Raw genomic sequence first — 17,504 nt, forward strand, 5'->3', positions numbered from 1 at the left:
GCCGGGCAGGGGCTGGGCCTTTTGATCTACTTCCGGAACCTGTGGCTGATCCACAAGGAAAAACGGCGCGATCCGACAATCTGACCGCGCCGTAATTTGCTCGTGATCTAGCCGAAGGCCTTTTTCAGCGCCTGATCGAGATCCCGGATCAGGTCTTCCGGATCTTCCAGACCGATGTGCAGGCGGACGGACTGGGCGGTCTCGGACACCGGGGTCGCCGAGCGCATGCCTTTCAGCCGGACCGGAATGGCAAGGCTTTCAAACCCACCCCAGGAATAGCCGAGACCAAACAGTTGCAGTGCGTCCAGGAAGGCGTGCGTCTGGTCCTGGCTGGTGCCATCCGGGAAATGGAAGGCGCACAGGCCGGAACTGCCTGAGCAATCGCGTTTCCAGATCTCGTAGCCCGGGTCCGTCGGAAGGGCCGGGTAACTGATTGAGCCGACACTGGACTGGTCCTTCAGCCAGTCGAGCACGGTCAGTGTATTTTTCTGGTGCCGCTCCAGGCGCACAGACAAGGTCCGCAAGCCCCGCAGGCCGAGGAAAATATCGTCGGGCGCAACGTGACTGCCCATTGCTCCATGGACTGCATTCAGACCTTTCCAGGCTTTCTCGTTGGCGGCGACAACCCCGAGCATGGCATCGGAATGGCCCACGATATACTTGGTACCTGCCTGGATGGAGAGGTCGACGCCCAGGGCGAGGGGCTGGCAATAGAGCGACGTTGCCCAGGTATTGTCCATCAGAACGGTCGCGCCGATCTCGTGAGCTGCCGCAGATATCGCCGGGATGTCTTGCATTTCGAAGGTGAGGGAGCCAGGAGACTCGGTGAAGACCGCGGTTGTTTCAGGCCGGAACAGCGACTTGATGTCCGACCCCAGGTGCGGGTCGAAATATTCGACACTGACACCGAAATTCGGAAGCACCGTATCGGCGAAGTGACGCGTCGGCCCGTAGGCCGTGTCGACGATCAGGATGTGGTCGCCGGCCTTCACGCAGGACAGGATCGCCAGCGCGATGGCGTTCAGGCCCGAGTTGGCGATCTTCGCTCCGGCGGCTCCTTCCATTTCCTTGATGGCGTCTTCCAGGGAATCTGTCGTGGGATTGCCGCGCCTGGCATAGGAGTAGGTCTGCCCACCGGTCACCAGGGTTTGTGAATCGGGATAAAGAACGGTCGACGCATGGACTACGGGAGGATTGACGAACCCGTGGAAGGATTGCGGATCCCGGCCCGAATGGGCGAGCCTGGTGTCGGGTTTCAGGCGCGATGAGCTGTTTGAACTGGTCATGGGAATCAACGATTTGAGGTGATTTTGGAGGTCGGCCGAACCGCCTCCTGCTTGGAGGGGCACTTTAGCTGAACGTCGTTCGTCCGCAACCCGCTTGTCGGCCCGGTTGCAGGGCGAAAATCAAGCTAATTTTCATGCGGGAATTAACCCTGACGTATCCGCCTCTAAATGGATTGAAGCCATTTTAGGCATTGCGCGATTTCGATTTCGACATGTTGGCTGTTTGTGCGTCAATCGGAGGCGCATTTGGCGGAAGGCTCGAGAATTTTGACGAGATATCTGCACCAAGTACTTGACCCGAACGGCTAAATGCCATCGTATGGAGCCGTTGGGTGGGACAGTTGATGTCCGGAGGAAATGGCCGTCAAGGTCGATATCGTCCGAAAAGCGAGACGGTGAGGATATCTTCGAGTCTAGCCTGACAAAAAAAATAAGTATGGGTAACAAATAAAGGCTGCATATCCATGTCGAAAAAAATCCTTCCGCTCGTACTCGGCGCTGCTATGGGAGCCGCCCTGACGACGGCTGCCGGTGCAACGACGCTGGAAGACGTCAAGGCAAAGGGCTTCATTCAGTGTGGCGTGAGCCAGGGGCTGCCGGGCTTCTCGAACCCGGACGCACAGGGGAACTGGACAGGTCTGGACGTTGACCTCTGCCGGGCTATGGCTGCCGCAGTGTTTGGCGATGCGTCTGCTGTCAAGTTCACTCCGCTGTCCGCCAAAGAACGCTTTACGGCTCTCCAGTCCGGTGAAGTCGATGTTCTGTCGCGCAACACCACCTGGACCATGTCCCGTGACACGCAGCTCGGCCTGAACTTCGCCGGCGTGAACTACTATGACGGTCAGGGCTTCATGGTCCGCAAGGACCTCGGTGTGACGTCCGCTCTGGAACTGTCCGGCGCATCCGTGTGCACCAACACCGGCACCACGACCGAACTGAACGTCGCTGACTACTTCCGTGCCAACAACATGCCGTACGAAATCGTCGCTTTCGAAAAAGCCGACGAAGTTGTCGCCGCATATGATGCTGGCCGCTGTGACGTTTACACAACGGACGCTTCCGGCCTCTACGCTCAGCGTCTGAAGCTGACCAACCCGGGCGACCACATGGTTCTTCCGGAAATCATTTCCAAGGAGCCGCTGGGTCCGGTTGTCCGTCAGGGTGATGATGAATGGTTCAACATCGCCAAGTGGACCCTGAACGCCATGATCAATGCCGAAGAACTCGGCGTCACCTCTGAAAACGTTGATGAGATGAAGTCTTCCGACAATCCGTCCATCAAGCGTCTTCTGGGTGTTGAAGGTGCGTTCGGTGAAGCCATCGGCATCTCCAACGACTGGGCTTACAACGTCGTCAAGCACGTTGGCAACTATGAAGAATCCTTCAATGCCAACGTTGGTCCGGACACCCCGCTCGGCATTGCCCGCGGCGTGAACGCCCTGTGGAGCAAAGGCGGCTTCATGTACGCTCCGCCGGTACGCTGATCCTCGATTTATCTGAGGGTTGAAGGGGTTCCGGCGGCACGCCTGCCGGAACCCTCAATAAATTCCACGCATGAAAAAACGGACTATACCGGAAGTCGCGTGGGGGGAACAAACTGCTTCAGGCCGATAGGGGAGCGCGCAACAAAGCGCAGCGGAAGCAGTTGTGAACGTGAAAGAGGAGAGGCTTCGGGCCGGGCTCTTTCCGTAATAAACTGGGCGAGGTTCTATGTCAGTAATGGAGCAGGACTCGGCGGGGGCGCCGGCGCGTGCTTCGCTGTTGAACGATCCTAAGGTCCGCGGCATTTTTTACCAGGTGGTATTGATTGTCGCGTTGGTCTCCTTCGGATATGTCATCGTTACGAACACGATTGCCAACCTGGAAAGGCAGAACATTGCCTCCGGTTGGGGTTTCCTGGAAAATACAGCAGGTTTTGGTACCAACCAGTCGTTGGTGCCCTATTCCGAAACGTCCAGTTATGGCAGGGCGATCTACGTAGGGTTTCTAAATACTCTGCTGGTTGCCGGAGTTGGTATCTTATTCGCCACGATACTCGGGTTCATCCTTGGTATTGCCCGGTTGTCGAATAACTGGGTCATCAATCGTTTGGCCTATTGTTACGTCGAACTGGTGCGGAACATCCCGCTGCTTCTCCAAATTTTCTTCTGGTACTTCGCGGTTTTGCGATCGATCCCGGGAAAACGTGAAAAGTGGTCTTTCTTCGATACGTTTCACTTGAATATCGGCGGACTGCGGCTTCCCAAGCCAATTCTTGAAAGCGGGTCCGAGTGGATAGGCTATGCCTTTATATTCGGGATCATTGCCTCCATCGTCGTTTCCCGGTGGGCACACAAGCGTCAGGATGCAACGGGACAACCATTTCCTGTTTTCCTGACCGGGCTCGGTTTGATCATAGGGTTGCCGATTGTCACGTATCTTGTTGCGGGCATGCCGGTCAGTCTGGAGCACCCGAATTTCGTGGAATCCGGGCCCATTCTGCGGCAGGGTTTCGAGCTGAATGTCGGACTGAACGTCATTCCCGAGTTTCTGGCTCTTACCGCGGCCTTGTCGATCTACACAGCCTCGTTCATTGCCGAGATCGTGCGTGCGGGCATCCAGGCGGTCAGCCACGGACAAACAGAGGCAGCGCATGCGCTCGGGTTGCGGAACGGACCGACCCTGCGCCTGGTTGTTATCCCTCAGGCTATGCGGGTTATCATTCCGCCATTGACGAGCCAGTACCTGAACCTGACAAAGAACTCGTCACTGGCTGTGGCCATCGCCTATCCGGATCTTGTCTCCATGGGCGGGACAGTCTTGAATCAGACGGGTCAGGCGATTGAAATCATTGGTATCTGGATGGTGGTTTATCTGTCGCTCAGCCTCATAACGTCGGCCTTCATGAACTGGTACAACCAGCGCATGGCGCTCGTAGAACGGTAAGGAGCGCTCTTCATGGCGAACACTGATTTGTTCCAAATAAGAACCGAGGAAGCGCCGCGCTTGCCGGCGCCCATCTCAACCACCGGTGTAATCGGATGGATGAGACAGAACCTCTTTTCATCGGTCGGCAACACGATCCTGACAGTCATAGGCATTCTGATTGCCTATTCACTGATCGCTCCTTTCATCCAGTTCGCGTTTGTTGACGCGGTCTGGAGCGGAGACAGTCGCGATGCCTGTCTGCCGCAAGACGGTGGTCACAGCGGCGCCTGTTGGGCATATGTGGAAGCTTACCTTCCGCAGTTCATATACGGCCGGTATCCGACAGAGGAAGTCTGGCGCGTTAACATCGTTTATGCGCTCTTCCTTCTTCTTCTTGTACCGTTGGCAATCCCGGGCGCTCCCCTGAAACGGCTCAATGCAGTCTTGTTTCTCATCGCTTTCCCGATTGTTGCCTACTTCCTCCTGACTGGGCTGGTTGTTGGTGACACCGTTATCCTGCCGATTGTTGAAACGGCAGTATGGGGCGGGCTTTTGGTGACGCTTGTCATCGCGGTGACGGGTATCGTCGCTTCGTTGCCGCTCGGAATTGCGCTTGCTCTCGGCCGCAGGTCGCAAATGCCTATCATCAAGATGGTCTCGATCATCTTCATCGAGTTCTGGCGTGGTGTGCCCTTGATCACCGTGCTGTTCATGTCATCGGTGATGCTGCCGCTGTTTCTGCCGGAGGGGGTGACCTTCGACAAGCTGCTGCGCGTGCTGATCGGTGTGACGCTGTTCTCGGCAGCCTATATGGCGGAGGTCGTGCGTGGTGGCCTGCAGGCAATTCCGAAGGGGCAGTACGAAGGTGCCATGGCACTTGGCCTTCGCTTCTGGCCGATGATGTATCTCATCGTCCTGCCACAGGCATTGAAGTTGGTCATTCCGGGTATCGTGAACACCTTCATCGGGCTGTTCAAGGACACGACCCTGGTTCTGATCGTCGGCATGTTTGACCTGCTTGGACAGATCCAGTCTTCGTTTACGGATCCAACCTGGTCGACACCCAGTACCGGACATACAGGTTATCTGTTCGCGGCAATGGTGTTCTGGTGCTTCTGTTTCGGCATGTCACGCTATTCCATTTTCATGGAGCACAAGTTGCATACCGGACACAAACGATAGGGCCTTTCGATTCCGGGGCGCGCGATGTTCCGCTGCGCCCCGGCCAAAGACACTCCTGGAGTAAGACATTATGACTGAGAATGCAGTACGCGACGAAGAGCTCGCAGCCGATCGCGCAAAAATGAAAATTTCCGACACGGATGTGGCGATCGAAATCAAGAACATGAACAAGTGGTATGGCGATTTCCACGTGCTACGTGACATCAACCTCAAGGTGATGCGCGGCGAACGGATCGTCATCTGCGGCCCGTCGGGGTCGGGCAAGTCCACGATGATCCGCTGCATCAACCGTCTGGAAGAGCATCAGGCCGGTCAGATCATGGTTGAAGGCAACGAACTCACCAACGACCTGAAGAAGATCGACGAAATCCGCCGTGAAGTCGGAATGTGCTTCCAGCACTTTAATCTCTTTCCGCATCTGACCATTCTGGAAAACTGCACCCTGGCCCCGATTTGGGTTCGCAAGATGCCGAAGAAGGAGGCGGAAGAGGTCGCGATGCACTATCTGGAGCGCGTCAAGATTCCCGAACAGGCAGCAAAATACCCGGGTCAGCTTTCCGGTGGCCAGCAGCAACGCGTGGCCATTGCCCGCTCGCTCTGCATGAGCCCGAAAATCATGCTGTTCGACGAGCCGACATCCGCGCTCGACCCGGAAATGATCAAGGAAGTTCTGGACGTCATGGTGGGCCTTGCCGAAGAAGGCATGACCATGCTGTGCGTCACTCACGAAATGGGCTTTGCCCGCAAGGTTGCCAACCGTGTGATCTTCATGGATGCCGGCCAGATTGTCGAACAGAACGAACCGGAGGAATTCTTCACCAATCCGCAGCATGAACGGACGAAGCTGTTCCTCAGCCAGATCCTGCATCACTGATCGGGTTCTGTGAGACCTGGCGTGGCCGGCTTCGTTCGAAATACCCTGATTGGGGCCGGTTTGGTCACGCTGTTTATTGCAATTGCGATCGGCCTTGGAACCATGGTTCCAAGGCCGTTTGTCTTCTTCGATTCCGCTGCGGCAACCGTCCAGCCGCAAGAAAGCGGCAGGCGCATACTTGTTCTTTCCAATCCGATCCACACGGACATAGCACTTCCCGCCGATCCCGATGTTCTGAAACGTTTTGGTTTTGTTTCGAAAGCCGGGTTGGAACTGGACTATCCGGGCGTCGTCTGGATCGTATTCGGCTGGGGCAGCCGGTCCTTCTACATTGAAACGCCGACATGGTCAGATTTGAAACCGGGGCCAGTTCTCGACGCCTTGACCTGGGACCGGTCCGTCATGCATGTCACCCGGGTCGGGAGTATTCCGATCCCGCATGAGAGAGTGCGGGCGCTTGAGCTGGCACCTGAGGCTTTTGACGTTCTGGTGCAGCGGATTGCCGACAGTTTCCAGCCCGATGCCACAGGTTTGCCGCAATCGATTGAGGGCGGTGCCTACGGCGCTCACGACATATTCTTTCCGGCCAAGGGTGGTTTTAATGCATTTCTGGGCTGCAACACCTGGACGGCGGAAATGTTGCGGGCGGCAAACTTGAAAACCGGTTTCTGGACACCGTTACCCTTCACGCTGACGTGGTCCCTGGATCTTCACAACCGGGGGTGAATGCCAAGGCCTGAAACTTGGCGTCAGGCTATATCCGGTACCAGTTTTTCCACGGCATCCTTTGCCAGTTCTCTCAGGCTGTCCGCCTCTTCGCCACTCCGTGCCCGCACGGACAGTCCATGGAGGACCAGGGAGAGGTGCTGAGCCGTATTCGTTACCTGCGTTTCGGGCAAGGCGCCTTTCGTCTCACCACGGATCAAGTCGGCAAATCCCAGATCCATGCGCCTGTTGACCTGCTGAAGCACGGCCTGAAACTCCTGGTCGGTGACTGCTACCGGCGGCAGCGTGGAAATGGCAAGGCAGCCGAAAGGGGCAGCCGAGATTTCCGTCCGTCCCGTATAAAGGTCGATAGCCGCGGACATGATGGCTTTCAGGCGCGGTTTGAGGCCGCTCACCTGCTGACCGGCCTTGCGCAGATGCTCTTCCATCTGATCGGCGAACCGTTCGATTACCTTCAGGAACATGGCTTTCTTGCCGCCGAAGGCGGCATAAATGCTCGGACGGTTAAGGCCGGTTGCCTCGGCGATGTCATCCAGGCTAGTCGCCGAATACCCGTTTTTCCAGAACACCTGCATGATCCGGTCGAGGGTGAGATCTTCGTCGAATTTGCGTGGCCTGCCACGTTTGGCTGTCGTCTTCATTTTTTACCAAGTCGCATAAAATTATCGACATGTCTATTTTTGTGCGATACGGTACAAAAAAATGGAGTAGGCAATGGACACCTTGCACAAACAACCGACGGAAGATGCCCCGATGGGATCGCTTGCCTGGGGGCGGCGGCAGGGGGCTTACAGCCTCGGACGCTTGACCAGAAGCGAGAAAATTCGGCTGATCGGAAACCTTGGCAGGATTTCCCTTTTGGAGACCATGGACGCAGTGCTGGACCGGGTCGGGCTGCTGCGGCGCTTTGGGGCCGATCTCGGGGGCTTGATGCCGCAGGAGACGCCGCTGGTGCGTGATGCATGCGCCTTCGCGGAAGAGGTTCAGGGCAGCGAACTGATGCAGCACAGTTTCAGAACTTATGTCTGGGGAATGCTGCTGGGAGGCTACAGGGGGCTGGAGGTGGATCGCGAGATCTTCTTCTCAGCTGCAATCCTGCACGACGTCGGACTGGCCGATGGAAGACAGACAGAGCCGCGTGAGTGCTGTTTCGTCGTCAGCGGTGCGGAAAGGTGCCACCAGCATCTTGTCGGCAAGGGCCATGACCGGGCGAAGGTGCGCAAGATTGCCGATGCCATCGGCCTGCATCTTAATGCCTATGTCTCGGACAGGGTATTCGGGGCGGAAGCCCACCTCTTGTCGCGCGGCGCCATGTGTGACGTCTTTGGCATGGGGCGGCGGCGGATCACGGAGCAAACACGGCAGGAGGTCTTCTCCCGGCATCCCAGGGGAGACCTTATAAACGCCCTGGAAATCTGGCCCGGTCACCACTTGAAAGGCACCAGAGCAGACGTCTTGATGCGGATCGGTGGCGAGCCAAAGTCGAAGTCCAGCAAGTTGGAGGTCGCCGCACAAGCCGGCGAATAGCCTTGTTGCCGGTCAAGCCGGGCCGGTTGCCACCTCGGTATCGTCCCGGCTGCCCCATTCGGCCCAGGAACCGTCATAAAGGGCAAGATCCCGGGCTCCGGCAATGGTCAGCCCAAGGGTGAGGATGGCAGCGGTGACGCCGGAGCCGCAGGTGGTCGTGACAGGACGGTTCAGGTCGATGCCGGCCTCCTGGAAGGTCTTGATCAGATCCTCCCTGGGCAGGAACGTGCCGTTCTCGCTGAGAAGGTGATTGAAAGGCAGGTTTTGTGCGGTCGGCATGTGCCCGGCACGCAGACCCGCGCGTGGTTCAGGTGCGGTACCTTCGAAGCGGTCGGCAGAGCGTGCATCCAGGATCTGGCGAGCTCCAGAGGTGATGACGTTGCGGATATCGTCGATGTCCGCGACCGCGGCGTTGTTCAGGCGCGAGGAAAAATGGCTTTGGGTGCGGCGCGGAACGGCGTCCTCGAAAGGACGGCCTTCTGCCCGCCACTTCGGGAAGCCCCCATCCAGCACGAAGACGCGTTCCGCTCCCATACTGCGCAAGGTCCACCAGACACGCGGTGCCGAGTAGGCGCCGAAATCGTCGTAGACGACCAGTGTCTGGCCGTCGCCGATGCCGAGTTTGCGCATTGCGGAGGAAAACACATGCGGTTGCGGAAGCATATGCGGCAGATCGGAACTCTTGTCGCAGATCTCGTTGACGTCGAAGAATACGGCCCCGTGAATGTGCGCTTCCGGGTAGACGGGCGGCGCGTCGGGATGTGTGACAGGCGGCATCCATGCGTTGATGACCACCAGATCGGGCGAAGACAGATGATCGGCCAGCCATTGGGTGGAAACGAGAGGATGGTCGTTCATTGGATTTCCTTAAGTCTCATACAGTCCCTTGGACTTGTGCCAATCTTCGATGGACAGGTCCGGATAGCCTTGAAAATGAACGTGCCCAGGTCCATCGGGCAGGTTCACCCAATCGGGCTTGAATTCTAGCATGATATGGACGGTTTCCGGCGGTGTTGGCAAGGGGGAATCGATGGCCCCCGCGTGAGGATGAACTAGGGCCGGCCAGCGCGGGTCCCAGACCCAAAGATGACTGCCGCAGCGGCTGCAGAAATGTCGTTCCGCCGGACTTTCCTTGCCATCGATGACGGCGTTGTAGACCGACTTTGCTTCCGCGCCCTGTATCTTAAGACTGCCCGCATCCCCCAACAGGTTGATTGCATATCCGGCGCTTCCTCCAATCTTGCGGCAGATCGCGCAATAGCAGCGCATGTAAGGGTAGGGGGCTTTGCTCTCGACTTCAAAATGAACTGCACCGCAGTGACAACTGCCAGATAGTTTCATGACCGCCTCCCTGGTTATCCGGACTAGTCCGCCAGTCGAATGCGAACGCGCCGGTTCTGCTTGCCCTTCTTCTCGATCTTGCCAAGCTCCAGCCGGCCGATCTCCGAAGTTCTGGAGACATGGGTGCCGCCACAGGGCTGCAGGTCGATATCGCCGCCGATCCGGACCAGTCGAACCCGGCCGGAGCCACGTGGCGGCTTGACGGACATGGTCTTGACCAGGCCCGGGTTGGCATCGAGTTCTTCGTCCGTGATCCATTCGGTTGTGACTTCATGGTCATTGGAGGCGAGCGCATTCAGCTTCTCCGTGAGCGCGTCCTTGTCGATGGTTTCCGCGCCCATGTCAAAATCGAGCCGACCCTCGGGGTCGCCGATCTGTCCTCCGGTGACAGGATAGGGCAGGGCGACGGACAACAGGTGCAGGGCAGTGTGCATGCGCATCAGCCGGTAACGGCGCTCCCAGTCGATATGAGCGATAAGTTTTGTTCCGGCTGGTGGCAGGGATTGTCCTTCGGCAGGCACATGAACGATTGAGGTCCTGTCGTCATCATAGACCGTCGTCGCAATCTCAATCCGGCTGCCGTCTTCAAGTTCAAGATGACCGCTGTCGCCGGGTTGTCCGCCGCCCATTGCGTAGTAGACGGTGCGGTCAAGGACGATGCCACCCCGCTCGTTCACCCCAACCACTTCCGCTTCGCAGGTTCGTAGGTAAGCGTCGTCGCGAAACAAGGCAGTGGTCATTCTGATCTCCCGATTTTCTTTTCCTGAATTGAGCAATGATCGGGAAGCGGTGCAAGGTCAAATTGGGCAAAATTCATGCAGTAGAAAATAAAAACGCCTGCCGGCAATAAGCCTCGGCAGGCGTCGGGAAAGGGAGGAACAGGCCGTTATTGTGTGAAATTCAGGTCCACAAACCCTTTCTGCCAGTTCTGGGTATTGGCCTTGCCCTTGCCGTTGGTGAAAACGGGTTTGGTTTCGTTTGCACGCGTGACTGTAAAGCAGAGTTTGCCCCACCCGTCTGCGCTCCAGTCCTCGCAATAATGACCCTTGCCATCGATCTCGACGGCTTCCCAGGGAATGTTGCGGATCTTGTCGCCCTTGACGACAACAACCGCGATACCGTCTTCGTGATTGTTCTGCCTGTACTCGGTGACGCCATCGGGAAAGAAACCGAATATGGAATTGCCGGACATCATCTGGTCGATTTCCTGCATCGTCAGTTGCACCGGGTCGGCCGATGCCACACCGGCTGCCTGGACGATTGCCAGGGCTGTCAGACCGAGTACGGTTCGTTTGCTGGTTCTGTTGTTCATGTTCCCCTCGTTATCGGTGCTTGCAATTACGCTAAACCCTTGGTTTTGTTCCCAGGGTGATCCGCATCCTGCATCACTGTCGGGGGAAGGCTGTGAATATTCGCGCCAAAATTTCGCAACCGGTGGCGACCGGTCCGGCTGCCGCGTCCGAAAGTGTCAACGCTCCCCTTGGCGAAGCCTATTCTGCCTATTGGAACTGGTGGTTGTCCCGCTTTGCGGGCGAAGCCGTAAAGCGGTACCCGGACGTATATGGTCTCGAGACGGTTCAAGCGGGAACCCATCCGGACCCTATGGATCGGATTGCCCGTCTTTATGTTGCAAGGGGATGCGACGCCATATTCGGCCTTGCGCGTGCGCTCGGTCGGCCATCCGGCTTTGATGTTGCCAGTTTCCTCATCACCGGAACCGGATCCATTCCGGACCTGGTGAGAAAGTGGTCCGGTTTCGTCGGGCAGCAATCCGCCATCAGGTTTCAGGCCGAAGGCCGGGAGAACGGGTTTATCGAAAGGGAAGATGACTTCACGTTGGTGCTCTCTCCCTACAATGTCCGTCCCGCAAACCAGAAACCCTTTGGACCGGCGATGCTGGCGGGTGTCGCGGCGGGAACCCTGGAAGGAGCCGGTTACGAGATTGAAGCGATCTGGTCCGTCACCCGGACGGGACACTCAAAACCTCTTTTGCGGTTCGGAATGTTCCTGGGCGAAAGGATCGAATTCGACAGCGACATTGTTATCCGTCTTTCGCAGAAGCGCCGTCCGTTGGCCAGTGGTGCCGTGCCGGGGACGCTTTCGCTTTATCACCTGATGCGTCCGGAAGTGGGCCCCGCCGGCGCACGATTGCTGTCGAAATTGGTTTCACACATGGAAGTGGTTGAAGGGGAACACCCGACACTAGCGACTGCCGCAACATCGCTCGGACTGTCTGCACGCAGCCTGTCTAGGCGGTTGCACGAGGCCGGACTTGGATATGGACGGCTGACCCGCTTTGTCCGCCTCAGAAAGGCAACCCGGCTGATTGCCGTGAGCCCTCAGTCGCTGGATGAAATCGCGTATGTCGCGGCCTATTCGGATCGGCATCACATGGCGCGCGACTTTCGAAGGATGGCGCAGGTCACACCCGCCGGACTGCGCGACCTGCTCAAGGGCTGATTATGCCGTCAGTTGGAAGCCTTGGCTGTCAACAGCTTCAAGGCGAAACTGCCCATGATCCCTGCAAAGGCCCAGTCAAAGGCCCGCATTGCCTTCGGCGATGCCTTCAGCGCGCGGGAGAAGGAACTGGCGCTCAGAACCATCAAGAGGCAAATCGGGAAGCAGAGTACGACGAAGTAACCGCCCAGGAACATCAATTTGGACGCGGCGTGCGGATCGTGAGCGCTGACAAATTGCGGCAGAAAAGTCACGAAGAACAACACAATTTTCGGATTGAGGATGTTCACGCCCAGCCCGTGCAGCCAGACACGGAAAACGGATTGTTTTGGGCTTCGGGTTGCTTCGAGGGTCAACGAGGATCCGTTGCGAATGGCCTGATAGGCCAGCCAGATCAGATATCCGGCCCCGACAAACTTCAAGATGACGAAGGCAAGCGCGGATGCGGCCAGAAGGGCTGAAACGCCGACGGCAGCGAGCACGGTGTGAATGACCAGGCCGCAGGTGGCGCCTACCAGCGCCGCCAGTCCCGCCTTACGCCCCTGCATGAGCGTTTTGCTCATGAAAAGGGTCATGTCCGGACCGGGTGTAATAGTCAGTATCAGTGCCGCTGCGGTAAAGGCGACAAGGGTGGTGTAGTCAGGAAGAAAGGACATGTCAGGCCAGGAAAAGATGGAGCAGCTTCAGCCACCTTTATTACCGGACTTGCCGGTCCGTTACCAGAACCTAAAGGATCGGCGATAGAAGCCGGGCGCCCTGGGCCAGAACCCGGAACACATAGCTGCGTGACTGGAAGGCGTCCGGCCAGGTCAATTTGGCGCATTTGAAGTCGGCCTCGAGCATCTCTTCGACACTCGCGATTGTACGTTCGTGGGTAAACCACAACGTCAGTTCAAAGTTGATCTGGAAGGAGCGGTTGTCGAAATTCACCGTGCCGATGGACACGAGATCATTGTCCAGAAGGGTCACCTTCTGGTGCATGAAGCCGTCCGTGTACCGGTAGACCTTTACCCCGCGTTGCACGAGCGTGTCCTCATAGGCATGACTGGCAAGCCAGACCGCCCAGTGGTCTCTTTTTTCGGGCAGCAGAATGCGAACATCCACTCCGCGCATGGCAGCTGCGCACAGTGCCGTTTGCACGTCGAGGGACGGCACGAGATAGGGGGTCGTGATCCATAGGCGTGTTTTGGCCCGGGCCGCGGCTTCCACGAAGGCGATCGCGCATTCCTCGAGCTTGTCGGCCGGACCGGTGGGCATGACAAGAACGGACTCATCTCCCGGCATCGGGATGTCGGTTACCTGGGGCAGGTCTATCTGTTCTCCGCTGGCCCAAAGCCAGTCTTCGACGAAGGACAGGGCACAGGCGACCGCCGCGGGGCCCTCGACGCGAACATGGGTGTCCCGCCAGTGTCCGAACCAGTTGTCGCGTCCCACATACTGGTCGGCCACATTGTGCCCGCCGACAAAAGCCGTCTGGTAATCGGTCACTACAAGTTTGCGATGGTTCCGGTAGTTGAGGCGCATCGGTCCGAGAAGTTTCAGAAACCGGTGGTTTTCATTGAAGCCGCAGACCTTGACACCGGCATTCTTCAAGCGGCCCAGATAGTTCTTCGAAAGCGAATGGCTGCCAACATCGTCGTAGAGAAAGTAGACGCTGATGCCTTCTCGTGCCTTTTCGATCAGCGCATCTGCCATTTCCAGACCCAGCGCATCCTCGTGAATGGCGAAAAACTGGAACATAACGATGTCTTTTGCCTGGGCGACCGCCTCCTTGATTGCGGAGAAGGTTGCGTCTCCGTCTATCAGGAGGGAACTTGTGTTGCCTGCCAGAAAGGGAACCCCGGCGACGCGTGAAAGTACTGGCCAGTCCCGGGTTTCCGCATGGTCCGTCAGGCCAAGCTCGTCGGCTCTCCGCGCCCGCTCGGCACGTCCGAGTGTCGTCTGGATCTTTGCGTAGTCTGCAAAGGACCGCCAGCCGAACACGAAGTAGAGAGGGACGGTCAGATAGGGCAGGAAAAACAGGGACAGCAGCCAGGCGACGGACCCCTGGGAGGTTCGTGAATTCATGACCTCCCGGACCGCGCAGATGCCGGCAGTGACATACATGGCTGCGACGAAGGCCGCGACCAGCCCCAGATTGTTGGCCATGACGTCCAGAATGCCGGCGTCTGTCACGGCATCCTGGATGACTGCTTCCGCAGAGGCGCCGTCTTGCGCAAGACTAGGTACGTCTGGCCCCATCACACGATGCTTCTGCGTTAGACGAAGGGCGGCTGGACAGAAACCTCACGCTCCAGCCAGGCTGGTACGGGCAGGTTCTTGGAGCGAAGGAAATCCGGATTGTACAGTTTGGACTGGTAGCGTGTACCGTGGTCGCACAGAATTGTAACAATGGTTTTTCCCGGGCCCATTTCCTTGGCCAGCCTGCGGGCGCCGGCCAGATTGATTGCCGTGGAGCCGCCCAGAAGCAGGCCTTCGTTTTGAGCAAGGTCGAACACCAGTGGCAGAGCTTCTTCGTCTTCAATCGTATAGGCGTGATCGACCTTCACGTCCTGAACGATCGGCGTGTTGCGGCCGAGCCCGATGCCTTCGGAGATTGAACCGCCCTCGGAGGCCTTCGCTTCACCGGTCGTGAACAGGGATTGCATGGCGGCGCCCCGCGGATCGGCGCATCCGATGACGATGCCGGGCTTGTTTTCCTGCAGATAGCTGGACACTCCGGCAAGAGTTCCGCCCGAGCCGACCGAACAGATAAAGCCGTCGACCTTACCCTCCGTCTGCTCCAGAATTTCTGGCCCGGTGGTCAGATAGTGCGCCTTGCGGTTGTCGAGATTGTTCCACTGGTCCGCGAAGAGGACGCCGTTCGGCTCATTTTTCGCAAGCTCTTCGGCAAGCCGACGGGCAACATGCTGATAGTTGTTCGGGTCCTTGAAAGGTTTCGCCGGCACTTCCACCAACTGGGCGCCGCACAGGCGCAGCATGTCTTTCTTTTCCTGGCTTTGGGTTTCTGGAATTACGATGACGGTCCTGTAGCCCCGGGCGCTGGCAACCAGCGCCAGTCCGATACCGGTGTTTCCGGCCGTCCCTTCCACGATCAGTCCGCCCGGCTTGAGGTCCCCCCGCGCTTCCGCCTCGAGGATCATCTGCCGGGCCGGTCTATCCTTGACCGATTGCCCGGGGTTCATGAATTCGGCTTTGCCCAGGATCTCGCATCCCGTTTCCTCGGAAAGCGCTTTCAGGCGGATCAGGGGCGTGTTGCCGATGGCATCGACAACGGAAGCGGACACAGTCATTTTACTATCCTGCTTGGTCAGGCCTGTTGGATATTGCAGACCCGGTGGAATCTTGTCTGTCCCGGACGCTAATCGCCGGGTTCTGTTCGATCAAGTTCGCAATGTAAGGCTTCAGCCGAGGATTGCCAGCATCGGTTGGAAAAAACGGGGCAGCGCGCGTCCAGCCACTTGCAATCGGCGAATGGCCTCGCCCCGAAACACAGTCAACAAGGTGTTCAATGGTCCGGGAAGGCGGAGACCACCACATCCGTCCTGAAGGCGGAATCAGGTGGTTTTCTCGTATATCATCTGACGGACGTCGATATTGCCCGACCGGAACCCGGCCTCGCAATAGTGGAGATAGAACTCCCAAAGCCGCCTGAAGCTTTCGTCGAAACCAAGGGGGCGGATCTGCGGCCAGGCGCTGCGGAACCTTAGCCGCCACTCGGCGAGGGTGCGGGCGTAGTCCTGGCCAAATATTTTCTGATCAGTCAGATGCAAACCTAGGGATTTGCCGATTTCAGCAAGGCGTCCCGGTGGTGGCAGCATGCCCCCGGGAAAAATGTAACGCTGGATGAAATCCGTCCCGCGCCGATAGTCCTCAAACATCCTGTCCTGGATGGTGATGATCTGCAGACCGGCCTTGCCTCCGGGGTTCAGGCATTTCGCCAGTTGTGCGAAATAGGTCGGCCAGTATTCCTCCCCGACCGCCTCAAACATCTCGATTGATGCTATCCTGTCGAAGGTGCCGCGTTCGTCGCGGTAATCCTGAAAGACCACATCCACCTTCTCGCTCAGGCCAGCCTTGAAAATCCGCTCCCGGGCATAGTTGAATTGCTCTTTTGAGATCGTCAGCGCGCGAACGTGCGCGCCGACGGTCTTGGCGACATGTTCGGCAAAACCGCCCCAGCCGCACCCGATCTCGAGCACCTTGTGGTCCGGTCCGATGCCGGTCTGGTGGACAAGGGATCGATATTTCGCCGCCTGCGCCTGTTCAAGGTCGCTGATTTCGCCTTCGTATATGGCGGAGGAATAGGTCATCGACCGGTCGAGCCATTCCTCGTAAAAGGCGTTTCCGAGATCGTAATGGGCTGAAATGTTGCGTTTCGAACCCCGCCGGGTGTTGGCGTTCAGCCAGTGACGAGCGGAGAGGAGGAAGCGTGTGAACGGACGCCCCCGAAGCGCGGCCATCGTGGTCTCCTGATTGATGCAGAAGACTTCCAGAAAGGTGGTGACATCCGGGGAGGACCAGTAGCCGGACATGAAAGCTTCGCCGACACCGACATCTCCGGCCTGCACCACCTTCCGGAAGAAACGCCAGTCGTGGATATCGAGGACGCCATGCGGACCGGTCTGCGTGCCTTCGATCCGGTAAGCGCGGCCGTCCGGAAAGGTGAATTCCAGGGAGCCGTGGCGGATCCTGACTGCAAGCCCCGCCGCCAGTCTTGCCAGGCGCGGCGTTCCCTTCAAATGATTGCGTAGGTTTTCCTGTGTCAGAACAATCGGCTCACTCATGGCAGAACCTCTTGGAAACTCATGCTTTTGACACCAAAAGCCCAGACGGAAGATGCAGGCATTGTAGAAATCCCGCTGCAGCTTTTACGGAGCCTTCAACAGATGGTACACGCTCGGAGCAAATTTTAAAGTCCCTACGAACTTCATGCCGGAAGCGCGGCCAGGGCAGCAGTGTCCGTTGACGCGTCGACCGCTTGAAAAGGAGCGGTGAGACAACGGAACACAGGCGGCATCAGCGGCCCTTAAAACGTCAGAAAAAAGCGAGCCACAAGGGCTCGCAAGGTGTTTACCAGGCGGAGAATTTATTGCGTTGAACCGGAGACCTGTAAAAGGAAACCGGGATCAGGCTTGAATCGTATCGACCAGCCAGTTCCAGGCGACGGCCACCCGGGTCTTTGCAGCATCGAAGAAGGCCAC

17 protein-coding genes are annotated in these 17,504 nt (G+C 57.8%); 7 read left to right on the forward strand and 10 right to left on the reverse strand.

From position 1 onward, the window contains the following. Nucleotides 1–107: 107 nt before the first annotated feature. Entirely contained in the window at nucleotides 108–1,286 is a 1,179-nt protein-coding gene (gene metC, locus ACQY7U_RS22070; protein WP_428649427.1) for a cystathionine beta-lyase, read from the reverse strand. Nucleotides 1,287–1,750: 464 nt separating this feature from the next. Between metC and ACQY7U_RS22075 the strand changes: the two genes are divergently transcribed. From ACQY7U_RS22075 to ACQY7U_RS22095, 5 genes are all read left to right on the forward strand, one after another. Beyond that, nucleotides 1,751–2,770 carry an amino acid ABC transporter substrate-binding protein gene (locus tag ACQY7U_RS22075; RefSeq protein WP_428649430.1) on the forward strand — a complete coding sequence of 340 codons (1,020 nt, stop codon included), beginning with the start codon at nucleotides 1,751–1,753 and terminating at the stop codon, nucleotides 2,768–2,770. Nucleotides 2,771–3,005: 235 nt separating this feature from the next. Next, a complete protein-coding gene (locus tag ACQY7U_RS22080) occupies nucleotides 3,006–4,211 on the forward strand; it encodes an amino acid ABC transporter permease (protein WP_428649469.1) in 1,206 nt (401 codons plus the stop codon). A 12-nt stretch (nucleotides 4,212–4,223) separates the two neighbouring features. After that, nucleotides 4,224–5,375, forward strand: a complete 1,152-nt coding sequence (locus tag ACQY7U_RS22085; protein ID WP_428649433.1) for an amino acid ABC transporter permease — start codon at nucleotides 4,224–4,226, stop codon at nucleotides 5,373–5,375. A 70-nt stretch (nucleotides 5,376–5,445) separates the two neighbouring features. Then, complete coding sequence (locus ACQY7U_RS22090; protein WP_428649436.1) at nucleotides 5,446–6,249, forward strand: amino acid ABC transporter ATP-binding protein; 804 nt, start codon at nucleotides 5,446–5,448, stop codon at nucleotides 6,247–6,249. A gap of 60 nt (nucleotides 6,250–6,309) precedes the next feature. Further along, on the forward strand, nucleotides 6,310–6,975 hold the full coding sequence (locus tag ACQY7U_RS22095; RefSeq protein ID WP_428649438.1) for a TIGR02117 family protein: 666 nt from the start codon (nucleotides 6,310–6,312) through the stop codon (nucleotides 6,973–6,975). 23 nt (nucleotides 6,976–6,998) lie between these two features. Here the strand turns inward: ACQY7U_RS22095 and ACQY7U_RS22100 are convergent, their stop codons facing one another. Further along, nucleotides 6,999–7,616, reverse strand: a complete 618-nt coding sequence (locus ACQY7U_RS22100; protein WP_428649441.1) for a TetR/AcrR family transcriptional regulator — start codon at nucleotides 7,614–7,616, stop codon at nucleotides 6,999–7,001. A gap of 73 nt (nucleotides 7,617–7,689) precedes the next feature. Here ACQY7U_RS22100 and ACQY7U_RS22105 point away from each other — a divergent pair, with 73 nt between their 5' ends. Next, nucleotides 7,690–8,502, forward strand: coding sequence for an HD domain-containing protein (locus tag ACQY7U_RS22105; RefSeq protein WP_428649443.1), 813 nt, complete (start codon nucleotides 7,690–7,692; stop codon nucleotides 8,500–8,502). Nucleotides 8,503–8,514: 12 nt separating this feature from the next. Here the strand turns inward: ACQY7U_RS22105 and sseA are convergent, their stop codons facing one another. From sseA to ACQY7U_RS22125, 4 genes are all read right to left on the reverse strand, one after another. After that, nucleotides 8,515–9,360: a 3-mercaptopyruvate sulfurtransferase gene (gene sseA, locus ACQY7U_RS22110; RefSeq protein ID WP_428649446.1), complete on the reverse strand. Its 846-nt coding sequence runs from the start codon at nucleotides 9,358–9,360 to the stop codon at nucleotides 8,515–8,517. Between the two features lie 9 nt (nucleotides 9,361–9,369). Then, on the reverse strand, nucleotides 9,370–9,843 hold the full coding sequence (locus ACQY7U_RS22115; RefSeq protein ID WP_428649448.1) for a GFA family protein: 474 nt from the start codon (nucleotides 9,841–9,843) through the stop codon (nucleotides 9,370–9,372). Nucleotides 9,844–9,866: 23 nt separating this feature from the next. Next, the gene (locus ACQY7U_RS22120; protein ID WP_428649451.1) at nucleotides 9,867–10,583 is read right to left on the reverse strand and encodes an alanyl-tRNA editing protein; all 717 of its coding nucleotides are present in this window, start codon (nucleotides 10,581–10,583) and stop codon (nucleotides 9,867–9,869) included. Between the two features lie 146 nt (nucleotides 10,584–10,729). Further along, nucleotides 10,730–11,155, reverse strand: coding sequence for a hypothetical protein (locus tag ACQY7U_RS22125; RefSeq protein ID WP_428649454.1), 426 nt, complete (start codon nucleotides 11,153–11,155; stop codon nucleotides 10,730–10,732). A gap of 92 nt (nucleotides 11,156–11,247) precedes the next feature. On the opposite strand from ACQY7U_RS22125, the gene ACQY7U_RS22130 reads away from it, so the two are divergent. Then, a complete protein-coding gene (locus tag ACQY7U_RS22130) occupies nucleotides 11,248–12,303 on the forward strand; it encodes a helix-turn-helix domain-containing protein (protein ID WP_428649456.1) in 1,056 nt (351 codons plus the stop codon). A gap of 8 nt (nucleotides 12,304–12,311) precedes the next feature. On the opposite strand, the gene ACQY7U_RS22135 is transcribed toward ACQY7U_RS22130, so the two are convergent. From ACQY7U_RS22135 to ACQY7U_RS22150, 4 genes are all read right to left on the reverse strand, one after another. Then, the gene (locus tag ACQY7U_RS22135) at nucleotides 12,312–12,956 is read right to left on the reverse strand and encodes a LysE family translocator (protein WP_428649459.1); all 645 of its coding nucleotides are present in this window, start codon (nucleotides 12,954–12,956) and stop codon (nucleotides 12,312–12,314) included. A 70-nt stretch (nucleotides 12,957–13,026) separates the two neighbouring features. After that, complete coding sequence (gene cls / locus ACQY7U_RS22140) at nucleotides 13,027–14,541, reverse strand: cardiolipin synthase (protein ID WP_428649461.1); 1,515 nt, start codon at nucleotides 14,539–14,541, stop codon at nucleotides 13,027–13,029. A 17-nt stretch (nucleotides 14,542–14,558) separates the two neighbouring features. After that, nucleotides 14,559–15,593, reverse strand: coding sequence for a cysteine synthase A (locus ACQY7U_RS22145; RefSeq protein ID WP_428649463.1), 1,035 nt, complete (start codon nucleotides 15,591–15,593; stop codon nucleotides 14,559–14,561). Nucleotides 15,594–15,857: 264 nt separating this feature from the next. Continuing rightward, nucleotides 15,858–17,087, reverse strand: coding sequence for a class I SAM-dependent methyltransferase (locus tag ACQY7U_RS22150; RefSeq protein ID WP_428649466.1), 1,230 nt, complete (start codon nucleotides 17,085–17,087; stop codon nucleotides 15,858–15,860). Nucleotides 17,088–17,504 lie beyond the last annotated feature (417 nt).

It is taken from the genome of Roseibium sp. (assembly GCF_050301095.1).
In the GTDB taxonomy this organism is placed as follows: domain Bacteria; phylum Pseudomonadota; class Alphaproteobacteria; order Rhizobiales; family Stappiaceae; genus Roseibium.